The sequence below is a fragment of the Halobacteriovorax sp. BALOs_7 genome (genome assembly GCF_003612895.1).
Classification (GTDB): Bacteria; Bdellovibrionota; Bacteriovoracia; order Bacteriovoracales; family Bacteriovoracaceae; genus Halobacteriovorax_A; species Halobacteriovorax_A vibrionivorans.
In genome coordinates, this window is the sequence record NZ_CP027772.1 from 2,783,754 (window position 1) to 2,798,376 (window position 14,623).

Below are 14,623 nucleotides of genomic sequence, written 5' to 3' on the forward strand. Positions count from 1 at the left end.
TAAACGATTAGCTTTTCGCTTATTTAAAAGAGAAAGACCCTTTCCCAATTAAATAAGCGCTGGAGATAACTCCAGCGCCATATGTACTATAAAAAATTATAGCTTATCTTGCATTTTCTTCTTTTGATCTAGATCCACATCTAGGTATTGAGCCTGACCTGCTTCAAAGTCAGTTGTCATGTAGTTTCTTAGCCAACTGTGCTTGATCAGGTATGACTGACGGTGAACACCGTAAATCCATGGAACTTCTTCAGCTGCCATTTTATTAAGCTCTTCATAGATAGCAGTTCTCTCTGGAGAATCTTGCATAATTGAAGCTTTTGCAAATAGCTTATTGAACTCTGGATTATCATATCCTGAACCATTTGCTCCTGGAGACTTATTTGGTCCATATAGAAGTTGTAGGAAGTTTTCAGCATCTGGATAATCTGCACCCCATGCAATTCCATAAAGCATAACCTGACGCTTAGTGATCTTCTTTTGAAGCTCTGGCCATGAGTTTTGTACAACTTTGATATTTACACCAATTTCTGCCATTTGCTTTTTAAATAGCTCACCAATCTGACGTGAAGTCGATGAAGATGGGCAGTCATAAGTAATTTCTGGAAGACCTTTACCATCTGGGTAACCTGCTTTTGCTAGAAGTTCTTTTGCCTTTGCAAGGTCACGGTTTCTATAAGGACTTACGTAATCTGGCATATAACCAGCAATTCCCGGAGGAACAACTGACTGCGCAGGAAGAGCAGTACCATTATAGAAAAGCTTATTAAATTCTTTTACATCATATGCAAGAGCAAGTGCTCTTCTTAGGTCACGATTTTGAAGTAACTTCAGATCGTGATTGAATGCTGTATAAGTAACATCTAGAGATGGTGAGATTGAAAGCTCAACACCCTTCTCTTCAAATTGCTTATCTAGACCTTTACCTGGAGTAACGGCCGCTTCAAAGTTATCCTTTGGGATACCAATATAATCAACTCTACCCTTAAGGAAGTTTAGCCAACGTGGCTGATCTTCTTTAACAACATTAATTTCAATACGATCAACGAAAGGAACTGGTTTACCAGCATACTTTAGCATGTGCTTAAATTCGTCACTTGCTTCAGATGGGAAAAGCTTCTTTCTAAACTTTGGATTTCTTGTGTAGCTAAACTTCTTAGCTGTTTGCTTGAATTCACCAAGCATGAAAGGTCCTGTACCAACTGGGTGGTTAAGGAATTCTTTCCCGTAGTGATCAACAACTTCTTTTGCAACTGCAAATGTAAATGGCATTGCAAGTGAGTATAGGAATTGTGGGAATTGCTTCGTAAGTTTAAATTGAAGAGTATACTTATCTAAAGCTCTTAGACCTTCTACTTCTTCAGAATAATCAACTTTATCTTTTTCAGCATTCTTATCACGCCAAGCATCTAGCCCTTTGATCTTACCTGATAGTAGCCACCATCCAAGACCCTGTAGCTTTGGATCAGCAAGTCTTTTGATTGAGTAAACAAAGTCTTCAGCAACTAGCTCACGACCTTTACCACCTTCAAAAGCTTTATCATCGTGGAATAAAACACCTTTTTTAATTTTGAAAGTATAAGTTAGTCCGTCTTCAGAAACTTCTGGTAAAGATTCTGCTAAGTTTGGAACTAATGTGTATGGTCTTTTTAAGTAGTGATACTCTAGTAGACCTTCATAAACACGACCAACTTCATTAGATGAATATTTGTCATTTGAATAAATCGGATCCATCCCTTTAATTTCAGATGTAACCGCTAAATTTAAGACCTTTTCGTTTAGGTCAACTTTTTTCGTACATGAGATTGTTACTGCAAGTAAACTCATGAGTAAAAATGAAACAAGATTCCTTGATTTCATAAACCTTCCTTTGTTCGTAAAATTATTGCACAGAATAATAACAGACTAATTTATACAAGAGATAAGATAAATTTACTAGGAATTATTAGGACTTGCACTACCGCACTGCTAGATACTACCGCACGAATCGACAATTAGATCCAACGCTAAAACGCGCTGCTTCTTTTGAGAATTCTTGAAATTCCTTAGGCCATGAAGCTGAATAACCTTATACTCATTTGCCACAAGTCGACTGAACTCTGCCTTGAATTCAAACGGCCCACTCATTTGCTTAGAATAAACGAGTTTACCATCACTGAAGTGAGTTACTTTTCCGGGAAGACACTTGTCGTCACAATAATTACTGTCGACATTTCTAATATCACTAAATAAAAGACGATTTTGCATCAGGAAGTTATCAAGAATATTTTTTGTGCGTAAATGATTTGCCGCAACAAGGTTTTTGGAAATTTTCTTATAAAGAGTTCCCTCTACTTTTTTTCCTGTCGCTAATGGAAGAATCAAAGTCTCTTGTCCTTTAAACGGAACATCGATAGCAAGACTAAATGTTTCTTTATTAAAAATTGCATTATAAGTGAAACGCTCTTGCTTCTTACCAAAGTTAAGACGACCTCTTCCCTTAAACTCTTTACATAGTCCGCTGCTTAACAATTTATGTGCAGTGACTTTATCTGTAGAAGCTTTTGTACTCGTTGAAGTTTTCTTAGGTGTTGCACATGAAATTAACGTGAAGCAGGCAAGCGCGCAGAGTCCAGCTTTTCGATATAATTGAGAATTTCTTCGCGTTCTTTTACTTTTGTACAATTTTTCAATGCCTCGACATAATAGTGACGGGCCCTTTCAGGCTTATTAAGTGAAGTATATATGAGCCCTAAATGCTTTGCAATGACAACATCATCACTAACAAGAGCAAAGGCTTTCTTTATTTCACGATATGCTTTTTTGTAATCACCAGTCTTATAATAGTACCAACCCAGTGAGTCTCTAATGTAGCCATCTTTAGGATTCAATTGAACCGCTCTTTTAATATAAGTGTAGGCCTTGTCCATATGAACGCCCTGTTCTAAGTAAGTGTAGCCTAAGAAATTTAAAGCATGAGAATTATTTGGATCTCTTTTTAGAATATCCAGCATAATCTTTTCTGCTTTAACAAATGACTTATTCTTTTCGTAGAGTGAAGCTAAGTAGTAAGCGTGTCCATCAGTGTAGTTATCGTGCTCAACATGAGATTCCATTAGTGCAATTGCTTGTCCAAGATCTCTTTTCGTCTCATAATATCCGGCCAAAATAACTTCTAATTCAAATCTTAACTCTTTAGATGTTTTAGATCTCTCTTTTACAAAATCCACAAAGCGCTTTTCTTGCTTTGAGTCTTTTTGTGCATAAGCATTTAAAATATTTGCAATTTGAATATTTGACTCGTGGTAAAGAGAGCTATCTTCTTTAATTCGTGAGTAGTAAGTAACCGCAAGATCTCCATCTTCACTTTTTTGATATAAGCTTGCTAAGTAATAAAGCACTTTATCTGAGTCTGGAATGACGTCGAGAATTTCTTTAAAGACACTTTTTGCATCTTCGATTCGATTGGTTTCAGTATAAATAACACCAAGTCTAACTTTTAAATTTAAGTTTTCTGGATCAAGTGCAAGTAGCTTTTCTAAATATGGTACGACTTCATCGTATTCGCCATCAGCAAATAGTAAGTTCACATACTTCCCAAGTGCTGTGTAATTACTTGGATCGTATTTTAAAAACTTGCGATATAAAATTTTTGCTGCATCGTATTTCCCCTCTTGCTCCAAAACAACACCAAGCAGAATTGTACTTTGCTGATTGGTTGGATCAAGCTTTAGAGAGATATTAAAATACTTCTTTGCTAATTTATATTTCGACTTTTCAAAGTAGATCTTTCCTTTATGAAAAGCATATTCACTACGATTTGAGCGATCCTTTTGAGAACAATAACTAAGTGTCCCAATGGCCTTCTTTACTTTCTTATCATCAACGTATGCTTTCGATAAATATATACAAGCTTCACTTAAAAGTGGTCGTGTTTTATAGACAAGATTACGATACAATTTAATTGCTGTTTTGTTCTCGCCTAGTGCACCATAGACACCGGCAAGTAAAAGACGTGCCTTTGCTTTTACATCTTCATCTGCATGTTCAATTAAGTAGTTTAACTCTTTCTTTCCTTCTTCTAGTTGACTTGATTTGATAAGTTCAACTGCATACTTTCGACGAAGATAAATATCATTTGGCTTTAATTCTACGACATATTTTAGAATCAATGATGCAGATGCTGCATCACCAGCAAGGGAGGCGTCAGAAGCCTTAAGAAAGAGATCACTGGCCACATAATTAATTGATTCTTCGCCTCTTTCTTTAGCATCAGCTACTACTTCCGCTAGAGAATTCTCAACGAATTCACGTGCGCGCTTTGCTTCTTCAAAATTAGATATTTTAATCTCTGCGGCCTTGTTAATAAGCTGAGTTTCCGTCATCTTATCTGTATGTGTCGCACAGCTCACTAATGCTGCAAGCGGTAGAAGAAGTATTGATTTTTTAAAGAAAAATTTGAACATTAAACAATCCTTGGCCTTTATGCCTTGGTACCTCTTCGACCTAAATAGATATTTCTTAAAAAGAATTCTCAGTAAAATGACCCCCGGCAGAAATAACAGGCCACAAAAGCTTAGTTGCACTAAGTCACCGAAATTAGGGGAATTAAACGGATTCTCTTGTAATTTAGATAAAATTAAGATCGCAATTGCTTGACAGTTACTGTCATTGATTGTTACTTCTCTGATGCAATTTTCAAAACGCTGAGCAATAGACACGGTGGGAATCAATAAATATCGCTTAAGGCTAAAGCTTGAAGCAAAAAAAGATGAACCACTAAGTACTTAATTTTATTAATTTTTGTTGAGAAATGAAATTAATACAAAGAGCTTAACTATTACGAGGCAACGTGTTAATTATTAACTAGTTTTAACTCAGGAGATCTCATTAATCTTTTGAGCTATATTCGTTAAAACCAATAGGGGTAGTAGAATGAATGATGTAAGAATTATTAAAAGGTACCAAAACAGAAAACTTTATGACACTCATCAAAGTTGCTACGTGACTCTTGAAGAGATCGCTCAAATCATCAGAGAAGGTCACGAGATTCAAGTAATTGATAACAAAACAAAAAATGACATTACTTACATGACTCAAATCCAACTTCTTTTTGATCAAGAGAAAAAATCAACTAAGCCAGGTGACGTTGAACTTCTTAAGAGAGTTATCCGTGGTGAAGAAGGTACATTCACTGGTTATATTAGAGGACTAGAAGGAATTGAAGCTCCAGTAGTTGAAGAAGCTCCAGCTCAGTCTTTCAACTCTTTCAACAGTGCAGCAAACCTAAACTCTTCTGTTGAAACTACGACTACTTTAAACTAATATAGGGCAGTTATTACTGCATATATATTTAGTTTAGAGGGTGAAATGATTTTAAAAATTTCAAAATCTATATTAAGGCCTGCAGTTATTCTAGCAGGCCTTTTTATTTTTAGTGCTCAGGCACAAACCGTTAAGCAATTAACATCAAAGAATTCAGCCAAAAAGAATGAGGATGCGGTCGCTGCAGCTCAACTTTTAAGCGGTCAAGAATTGCACATCCATTCTCTTGGGATTGGAATTGGGCAAACTTTATTAATGAGTGATTTTAAAGACAACGGTGAAGATAAGATCACGGCCGAACTCTTTTATAATTACAAGGCTTCATACTCTTTTGACTTTTATGCCAACCTTCACTTCTCAAAACATGAACTAGAAGAGAAAGGTACGTATTCAAAAATCTCGGGACTTGTTCTTGGTGCTAAAGGAAAACTTTTTCACTATGATGCCTTCCAACCATTTGTTGGTGGTGGACTTGGCTTCTTCCGTCCTCAATTAAAAACTGTAAACTATAAATCAAAAGGTAAGACAGTATTCGGTTATCAAGCCGTTGCTGGAGCTGACTTCGATCTAAATCGCAAGATTTCAGTTGGTGGAATGTTCATTTACAACAATCCTTTTGATGTCGAACAAGAAAGCACTGCAGACGTAGAAGGTTATTATTTTAAAATGCTTCTTACTGCATTCTATAAATTCTAATGAAGTTTAAAGACTTATATATAGTCACAGGTAAGGGAGGTGTCGGAAAAACCCTCACTTCACTTGCCTTGACCAAGTCTCTAACTGAACTCGATCAAAATAAGAACGTCTATTTTTTTTCGTTTGAACAAAATGCTGATAAGGATCTTATCAATAAGTTAAATGTTAATACTGTTGAGTTAACGCATATTAGTTCAGTTCAAGAGTATATTGCGAGAAAACTAAACTCCAAAACAATTGCAAAGTGGATTGTATCAACATCTTTTTTTAATGCATTATTTGATATGGTTCCAAGCTTTGGGCAACTCATCTTCTTAGGGCATATTATTGATCTTGCTCGAGATGATCGCAATATCGTCGTCGTTGATGCACCGGCTTCGGGCCATCTTCTTTCGACAATACATTCACCAAAAGTCTTTAAAGATATTTTTAAAATCGGTCCCATTGCAAATGATATCGATAAAATGCATAACTTTTTAACAAACGACAAACATACTCAATGTGTGGTTGTTAGCATCCCGACAGAGCTTGCCATTGAAGAAGGCCAAGAACTAGAGCGAGAACTAAAAGAGAAATATAATCTCTCGACAATTGAGATCCTAAATTGTGATCTCTCACTAAATGACTTTCCAGAGGATGATACGCCAGATTTTATCAGGGCAAAAATCCAAGACCAAGAAAGCCTAAAAGAGAAATTTAAGGTTAACCCTCACCTGAGTTTCCCTCAAATTGTCGTACCGACACAAAAAGAACAAGTCGAGGAATTAACAAGAATTATTACAAAGAAAATTGATATTTTTAAATCAAAGTAGGAATCGTGGAAAGCTATAGAGAAGTCGAAATATTTTGTGGAACAGGTGGCGTTGGAAAGACAACGATTTCAACTTCACGTGCCTTCTTTCTAGCTTCTCAAAAAAAGAATGTTCTTTTAATAACGATTGATCCGGCCAAAAGACTGCGTCAATTACTTAGCTTAAAGGATGCATCTGAAGTGATTAAGTTCACTGATAAGGAAATCAGCTTTGATGTTTTATTACTTGATCCTAAAACATCATTTGAAAAGATTCTCGGGAAAAAAGTCGATAATAAAATACTAGAAAACTTAACAAGTAGTCGCGGTGGCCTAAATGAGATTCTTGCAGTCCTAGAGATTCAAAATCAACTTGAAACTAAAAAATATGACTCTATCGTCGTCGACACTGCGCCAGGAAAGAACTTCTTAGACTTTTTGAATTCATCAAATAAGATTAATAAATTCTTTAATAAAACATTTGCTGATGCATTCATGTACATTACTAATAAGAATAAGCCTGGACGCTTCTTTAACCGCATTATTACCGCTGGGATTGAGAAGTTTCTTAATTATTTAGAAAGTGTTACCGGCAAGGGCTTTATTAATGACTTTCTTGAGGCCATCACTATTCTCTATGAGAATCGAGATAAGTTTATTGAAGGTATTAAAGTTGAAAAAGTTCTCAATAGTGCCCAGCGATCGAGGTGGTATCTCGTTACTTCTGCTGAGCATATGAAAGAGGTTGAAACTCAACAGATTCTTGACTCAATTCAGGCCCAAATGACCACAGAACGTTACCTAATAATTAACAAATCATGGTATAACAACCTCGCCTCTTGGGAACCCAAGACAGAAAAAATGAAAGAATTTAAAGATATAATAATCAAACAAGAAGAAATAAAAACTTCGATCTCAAAGAAATCACAGATTGAAGCAATTACATTTCCAGACCTCTCAACGTTTGATCCTATCAAGCAGTTAGAAGAGTTAGAAGAACACTGGAAGTAAATGGAGATTTAATTATGATGAAAGGTGCTAAAGCAAACGTTGTCGAAGCAATTGGGAATACACCAATTGTAAAACTTAATCATATCGGTAAGGACCTTAATTGCGAAATTTACGTAAAATTAGAATATATGAACCCAGGTGGTTCAACTAAGGATCGTATCGGTGCATACATGCTTGATCGTGCAGTAGAAGAAGGTGATCTAAAGCCAGGCGGAACGATCATCGAAGGTACTTCTGGGAATACAGGGGTTGGTCTTGCGATGTGGGCAGCAGTTCACGGATACAAATGTATTTTCGTACTTGCTGATAAGCAATCAAAAGAAAAGATCGATAACCTTAGAGCATTTGGAGCAAAAGTTGTTGTTTGTCCAACAAACGTAGAGCCAGAAGATCCTCGTTCTTACTACTCTGTTTCAAAGAAACTTTCTGAAACAATTCCAAATTCATTTTACGTAAATCAATACGATAATCTACATAATAGAAATACACACTACACTTGGACAGCTCCAGAAATGTATGAGCAAACTCAAGGTGACTTTGATGTATTTATGGCCGCAGTTGGAACTGGTGGGACAATCAGTGGTTGTGGGCGTTACTTCAAAGAAAAAATGGATAAGGTTGAGATTATCGGTGTTGATTGTGTTGGTTCAATCATCGCTGGTTACCACAAGACTGGAGAAATGGGACAAGCTCACTCATATGTTCTAGAAGGTGTTGGCGAGGACTTCATTCCAGAGAATTATGACTTTGATTTAATTGATGACTTTGAAGTTGTTAATGATAAAGAGTCTTTCCTAATGACTCGAAAACTTCTTAAAGAAGAAGGTATTTATGCTGGTGGATCAGCAGGTGCCGTTATTGAAGGTGCTCTAAAATATGCGAAGAAACAAACTACTAAGAAAAAGATTCTTATTCTTCTTCACGATTCAGGAAACCGTTACGCTTCAAAAATCTATAACGATGATTGGATGAGTGATGGTGGATACTTAGATTCATCATTCAATGTTCAAATTTCAGAGGTATTAAATACTCTTGGTAAGAATGGAAATATTATTACTGTTGAAGATACAACGACTATTGGACAGGCCATTACTTTAATGGAGGAAAAGAATATTTCTCAAGTTCCAGTTGTTAGTAAAAATGGTGACATTCTTGGTCTTTGTACAGAAAAGAGTCTAATTAAACCAGTTATCATGGGTGAGTTCCAAAAAGATGATAATATTTCATTAGCTATCTCTAACAACTACAGAGTTGTGGATTGTAATGAACTTCTTGAAACAGTTGCTGATGCACTACTAAAGAAGGAAGTTGCCATTATCACTAAAGATGGAAAAGTTTCTGATTTATTATCAGAAATTGATGTTCTTCAGTATATGTCAGAAAAAGGTTCTAACTAAGGATCAAGGCTTGAAGAAAAGCACTCTTAAAAAAGCAGCAAAAGCCTCGGTATGCATCCATGCCGGGGCACACCCCGATAAAGAAACAGGCGCAGTTATACCGCCAATTCATCAAACAACAACATATGCTCAAACAAGCCCAGGTATTCATCAAGGCTACGAGTATTCACGTTGTCATAATCCAACAAGAACGCGATTAGAAGAATCACTTGCGGCACTAGAAAACTCAAAGTATGCACTGGCAACTTCAAGCGGTGTTTCAATTGAGATGCTAATAATGCACGCTCTGCCAGCAGGATCAACGATTCTTTGTGGTGATGATGTATATGGTGGAACTTATCGTCTCTTTACGACCGTTTTTAATTCCATTCATAAGTTTATCTTTGTCGATACAACAGATCCTAAAAAAGTTGAAGAGGCACTAAAAGAACATAAGCCTAAATTAATGTGGGTAGAAACACCAACGAACCCACTTTTAAAAATCTCTGATATTAAGAAAGTTTCAGAACTTGCGAAAAAATATAAGACTTTAACTGTTGTTGATAACACATTTATGAGTCCTTATTTTCAAAACCCATTAGATCTTGGTGCTGACATTGTGATGCACTCAATGACTAAATATATCAATGGTCACTCTGATGTTGTTGGTGGAGCCTGTATGCTCAACAACAAAGCACTTTACGAGAAACTTTGGACACTTCAAAAATCTCTTGGACCAACACAATCACCATTTGACTCTTGGTTAGTACTTAGAGGTATCAAGACTCTTGCGATTAGAATGGAAGCTCATGCAAAGAATGCAATGAAAATAGCAAAGTATCTCGAGTCGCATCCAAAAGTAGATAAAGTTCTCTACCCAGGCCTTAAGAGTCACCCTCAATATAAAATCGCAAAAAAACAAATGAGTGGCTTTGGAGGGATGATTACATTTTTCCTAAAAGGTGACATTAGAAAGTCTAAGAAGTTTTTACAAAACGTCGACATGTTCTCTTTAGCTGAAAGCCTTGGTGGTGTTGAGAGCTTAATTGAACACCCGGCCATCATGACTCATGCTTCCGTTCCAAAGAATGTTCGTGAAAGTATCGGCCTAACAGATAACCTAATAAGGCTATCTGTAGGTATTGAAGATGCTAATGATTTAATTTCAGATTTAGAAAGAGCATTTAAGACAATCTAGAAAGTTCCAGGGCCTGCATTTTCATCAATTTCAAGGCCATCAGAGCTTGTGTCTGAAGACTCTTCAACTTCAGTCTCTGCTGCTTTGTCTTGCGTTGTCTCAACTTTTGTTTCTTCCTCTGCTTTGAACTCTGCTCTAGCTTTTTTTATATCTTCAGGTATTCTCGCAATTGGCTTACGAATCATTAATGAATCATAATTACCATTGCGATTAAAAATATTATTTTCTTTCAAGTATGCGTTTAGTACTAAGCTTGCACAAAAAACTCTTCCGTGTGGATCATTAAGATTATTCTTTGCACCTTCTGCAAAGATAAGCCCATCATCTTCGATAATTTTACGTATTGTCTTATACTCATCACAGAAGTCATTTGAAGTTTTATGACACTCTCCGGCCTTACGATAAACATCGATTGACGTCGTCGTTGATTTTATATGAACTGGATCTCGACAAATATCAATCACCCACGATCGATTGTGATACTTATATTCGTTATGGGCCACTTCGACTTCACATTCTTTTTTAGAAATAGTCAGGGTTTTATTTAAAAGTCCAAATGGTGATGACTTATGAGAGACAGAAACATCAAAGGAAGACTGAAAACATTCAGTCCCTGTAAATGCTATTACTGAATTAATTGTTAAAAATAGAATACTAAATTTTAGAAATTGCATTTTTATCTACCTCTATCATTAGAATTGTTTGATCATTTGGTAAGAAGTCATTCTCATTATAGCCCTTTTTTGTTTGAAATGTTAATTCACTAATGAATTCAACAGGAGCCGCCCAATTCTTTTTAACAAATGTTAAATACTCTTCTCCATCAATTTTATCTTCAATATTCTTAAAAAAGCCAGGAGATAGTAATAACAGGCCTTCACCTTTATTTAACTGAACTTCTTGCGTTGATGTATTATAGTTCGATGGGAACGCGCTACCATTTCTCGCTAATACAACACCAGCTTTATTTAATAATTCATGATCACCAATATTAAGCACCTCAGCACTTAAGTCTGAAAGCTTAATTCTAGCAATTAAAATGGAAGCATCTCCATATTCACTAAAGTCATCTTTCTTACTTTCTAAGTTTGAGATGACTTTAGTCATATCAATATTAGACTCTAGCTTCCAAGTTTCGATTAGTGATAAGAAGTTTCCGATAAGCATATATGATGATGCATGTAATGAAACAATCCATACTTCGCCACCAATTTTAAAGAAGTCAAAAAACTCGCCACCATTTGATGTACCAGCACAAAAGCGTGAAGTAATTCCTACTCCTCTTAGCTTTTCACTTCTAAAAGGCGCCATATTACGATGCATTTCTTTAATATTTTCGACTTGGCCAACAAGTCCTTCCATAACAGAATTCATCTTGAATAATAATTGCTTTTGAGTTTCTAACGCTCTTAGCCCTTCTATCGCATTTTTTATATTGAGATAGTTTTCTTCTACAGACTTGTCTGCAAAAAATATTCCAAGACACATCTCATTATCTAATAATGAACGATCAAGATCATCCCCTTCATTATAGATAATAATAAAATGGTCCTTGCTTTCGACATTCTTAAATGACTTTGTAAACACCACTTGACTTGCATCAAGTTCACGGTCAATTGAAGATTGTCCCTCTTGAGATTGTGGTAAATTTAATAATTCTAATAGATTATTTAGCTTATCGACGGCAATTTTATCGATATCTGAATCAATAATTCGAACGTGCATAACTCTTCCTAAGTATTCAAAATTATATAGGTATGGCACTAAATTTTGGCACCTTAAGAAAGTATTCTAGCACAATAAGCGACTAATATCATACTAATGCCCCGATTAAATTAAAGATTCCTTAAGAATAACCCGAAGAATTATTAGAATATGGGTATAACCTGACTATAACACTAGGTCTTGATAAATGAAGAAGAGCAAAATCGTAAATTTGGGTGAACGCAGAAAAAAAGCGAGTACTCGTAAGAGTGCTGACAAAAAAACGACATCACCTAAAGCCAACACAAAGAACAAGGTTTCAAACTCTGTACAGACAGATCCTACTGCCGTATTAGAAGCAGAAAACAAGGCCTTAAAACTAGAACAGAAAAAGATCTGTGAGATGGCCGCTCGAACAATCCTTCACGCACTAGACTGCAAAGATCATTATACATATGGACATAGTACTCGCGTTGCTTATTTCAGCCTCACTTTAGGAAGAGAAATTGGACTAAATGAAGAAGAATTATATGACCTAGAACTATCTGCTCTATTTCATGATATTGGTAAAATTGGAGTTCCTGACTCCGTTCTTAATAAACCATCAAGACTTACTGAAGATGAATTCCTTCAAATGAAGAGTCATCCTGAGAAATCTTATGAAATCCTACAAGGCTTTACTCATTTTGAAAAAGTTGCAAAGTTTGCAAAATACCATCATGAGAGATGGGATGGACGTGGTTATCCGGAAGGACTAAAAGGCGAAGAGATTCCTCTTTTCTCTAGAATTATTCTTATTGCTGATACATTTGATGCTATGACTTCAACAAGAGTTTACCGTAAGGGACTTGATTATGAAGTTGCTTATGAAGAACTCGATGAGTTCTCTGGATCACAATTTGACCCAGAGCTAGCACAAGCATTTATTCGCGCAATGAAAAAAGAAGAAGCTAAGCAAGAGAAAACTTTTACTCTTACTATCATAGATGGCCTCTTCAAAAAAGATGCTGCTTAATCTCTAATCACACTTTGGTGTTTCAGCAACAGTATTAATATTATACTCCTGTAAAGTTCTACAATCGTATTCCGTTGCTAAAATCTTCGATGTTGCACATTCCGTTGGCTTGCCTTCTTGTCTAAACCAAGCTTGGTTTGCCTTACAGCTCATATATGCTTCACGATCAACACATGCCCAGTGTTTTCCTTTACAATTATAAACAAGTCCACGACCAAAGTTTTCATAATTAGGTGGAGCACTATACTTAACCTTATCCTTTGTGGCCGTTTTGTTTTCTTCAAGCTTATCGACGATTTTTCCTAAAGCAGAATCAAGAGACTCTTTTTGATCTTCATCTTCATTGGAATCACTTGCTTCACCCATCATAGTAGAATCCATATCACTAGTCTCAGGCAAAGGCGCCACAATAAGTGGATCAGAAGATGGCTCCTGCGTTTTCTCACCTAACTCCTGATTCGTTGTAGTTGCTTGATCTTCAACTTGTGGTTCATTCATTGAATCAACATTACCATCAGAGCTTTCAGTATCAGACTTTGTTTCTTGAGTAACGTTTTGATTTGTCACTTCATCTGAAGGTTTCGCCTGAGGTTCATCACTTGGCCCAGCAGGTTGACTATCACCTTGTGGTTGCTCATCTTTAGCTTCTACAACTGGCTTAGTTTCCTCTTTAGTATTTTCAGGCTTCTTTTCGTCAGCTTTTTGAACTGTTTTTTCTTGTGCCTTATCTTGCGTTTTCTTTGGTTTAGCTTTTCGTGGCTTTCTTGCTTTTCTTTTTACTGGGGCCACCTCTGGCACTTCTTCTTCAGAAGAATCACTAAGTAAGAAGGTATCAACGGCCATAGCGACTACAGCGACAATTAAGATGATCTTAATGAGTTTGCTTTTCTTCTCTTTTTTCTCATCCTTTTCATCTTCATCATCATCGTCATCCTCGTCTTCATCTTCCTCGTCACCATCTTCATCGTCATCTTCATCATCAGACTTTTTCTTCTTCATTAGCTTTGCTAAGAATGGTAACTGCTTTTCTAAAAAGCTCTTTTCTTTGTCGTCATCTTCTTCGTCTTCTTCATCATCATCTTCATCATCTTCTTCATCATCATCGTCTTCGTCTTCATCATCGTCAGATTTCTTCTTATTTAATAACTTTGCAAGAAAAGGTAATTGTTTCTCTAAGAAGCTCTCTTCTTCCTCTTCCTCATCTTCATCTTCGTCATCATCGTATTCTTCGTCATCTGATTCATCATTATCAATAGCGTCTTCAGCTTCGACTTCATCATCAAACTCTGAAATATCTTCATCGGTTGGAATCCCTTGTATCTCAGGTCCTCCTGGTATCTTTATATCAGTAGACGTGGCGTCGTCTAAATCGACTGATTCATCTTCTTCATCAAGTTCATCTTCAGACTCTTCAGAATACTCATCAAGTAACTCTTCATCATCTTCTGACTTCTTGAGCTTTCCTTTCATCTTGTCGAAAAAACCTTTCTTGGCCACGTAAATTCTCCTAATTCTAAACTAAAGAACTC

General features: G+C 36.2%; 13 protein-coding genes. 7 read left to right on the forward strand and 6 right to left on the reverse strand.

Annotated features, from left to right (window positions below; genetic code table 11):
• Positions 1 to 96: 96 nt before the first annotated feature.
• The 3 genes from BALOs_RS13185 to BALOs_RS13195 all read right to left on the reverse strand — a co-directional run bounded on the left by BALOs_RS13185 (position 97) and on the right by BALOs_RS13195 (position 4,445).
• Entirely contained in the window at positions 97 to 1,860 is a 1,764-nt protein-coding gene (locus BALOs_RS13185; protein WP_120405432.1) for an ABC transporter substrate-binding protein, read from the reverse strand.
• A gap of 108 nt (positions 1,861 to 1,968) precedes the next feature.
• Positions 1,969 to 2,664: a hypothetical protein gene (locus BALOs_RS13190; RefSeq protein WP_162929691.1), complete on the reverse strand. Its 696-nt coding sequence runs from the start codon at positions 2,662 to 2,664 to the stop codon at positions 1,969 to 1,971.
• Positions 2,583 to 4,445 (reverse strand): tetratricopeptide repeat protein, encoded by a 1,863-nt coding sequence (locus BALOs_RS13195; RefSeq protein WP_114705670.1) that lies wholly within the window; start codon positions 4,443 to 4,445, stop codon positions 2,583 to 2,585. The genes BALOs_RS13190 and BALOs_RS13195 overlap by 82 nt, the downstream gene beginning before the upstream one ends.
• Positions 4,446 to 4,914: 469 nt before the next feature.
• Between BALOs_RS13195 and BALOs_RS13200 the strand changes: the two genes are divergently transcribed.
• The 6 genes from BALOs_RS13200 to BALOs_RS13225 are packed head-to-tail and all read left to right on the forward strand — an operon-like array spanning position 4,915 to position 10,375.
• Positions 4,915 to 5,304 (forward strand): polyhydroxyalkanoate synthesis regulator DNA-binding domain-containing protein, encoded by a 390-nt coding sequence (locus tag BALOs_RS13200; protein ID WP_114705671.1) that lies wholly within the window; start codon positions 4,915 to 4,917, stop codon positions 5,302 to 5,304.
• Between the two features lie 45 nt (positions 5,305 to 5,349).
• Complete coding sequence (locus tag BALOs_RS13205; RefSeq protein ID WP_120405434.1) at positions 5,350 to 6,000, forward strand: outer membrane protein; 651 nt, start codon at positions 5,350 to 5,352, stop codon at positions 5,998 to 6,000.
• Positions 6,000 to 6,812, forward strand: coding sequence for an ArsA-related P-loop ATPase (locus BALOs_RS13210; RefSeq protein WP_120405435.1), 813 nt, complete (start codon positions 6,000 to 6,002; stop codon positions 6,810 to 6,812). The genes BALOs_RS13205 and BALOs_RS13210 overlap by 1 nt, the downstream gene beginning before the upstream one ends.
• Positions 6,813 to 6,817: 5 nt before the next feature.
• Positions 6,818 to 7,801, forward strand: coding sequence for an ArsA-related P-loop ATPase (locus BALOs_RS13215; RefSeq protein ID WP_162929692.1), 984 nt, complete (start codon positions 6,818 to 6,820; stop codon positions 7,799 to 7,801).
• Between the two features lie 14 nt (positions 7,802 to 7,815).
• On the forward strand, positions 7,816 to 9,198 hold the full coding sequence (locus BALOs_RS13220; protein ID WP_120405437.1) for a pyridoxal-phosphate dependent enzyme: 1,383 nt from the start codon (positions 7,816 to 7,818) through the stop codon (positions 9,196 to 9,198).
• A 10-nt stretch (positions 9,199 to 9,208) separates the two neighbouring features.
• Entirely contained in the window at positions 9,209 to 10,375 is a 1,167-nt protein-coding gene (locus BALOs_RS13225) for a PLP-dependent aspartate aminotransferase family protein (protein ID WP_240406485.1), read from the forward strand.
• On the opposite strand, the gene BALOs_RS13230 is transcribed toward BALOs_RS13225, so the two are convergent.
• Complete coding sequence (locus tag BALOs_RS13230) at positions 10,372 to 11,049, reverse strand: hypothetical protein (RefSeq protein ID WP_120405439.1); 678 nt, start codon at positions 11,047 to 11,049, stop codon at positions 10,372 to 10,374. The genes BALOs_RS13225 and BALOs_RS13230 overlap by 4 nt on opposite strands.
• A complete protein-coding gene (locus BALOs_RS13235; protein ID WP_120405440.1) occupies positions 11,030 to 12,100 on the reverse strand; it encodes a hypothetical protein in 1,071 nt (356 codons plus the stop codon). Before BALOs_RS13235 ends, BALOs_RS13230 begins: the two co-directional genes overlap by 20 nt.
• A 187-nt stretch (positions 12,101 to 12,287) precedes the next feature.
• On the opposite strand from BALOs_RS13235, the gene BALOs_RS13240 reads away from it, so the two are divergent.
• On the forward strand, positions 12,288 to 13,094 hold the full coding sequence (locus BALOs_RS13240; RefSeq protein WP_114705679.1) for an HD-GYP domain-containing protein: 807 nt from the start codon (positions 12,288 to 12,290) through the stop codon (positions 13,092 to 13,094).
• A gap of 3 nt (positions 13,095 to 13,097) precedes the next feature.
• On the opposite strand, the gene BALOs_RS13245 is transcribed toward BALOs_RS13240, so the two are convergent.
• Positions 13,098 to 14,591: a hypothetical protein gene (locus BALOs_RS13245; RefSeq protein ID WP_120405441.1), complete on the reverse strand. Its 1,494-nt coding sequence runs from the start codon at positions 14,589 to 14,591 to the stop codon at positions 13,098 to 13,100.
• Positions 14,592 to 14,623: the final 32 nt, after the last annotated feature.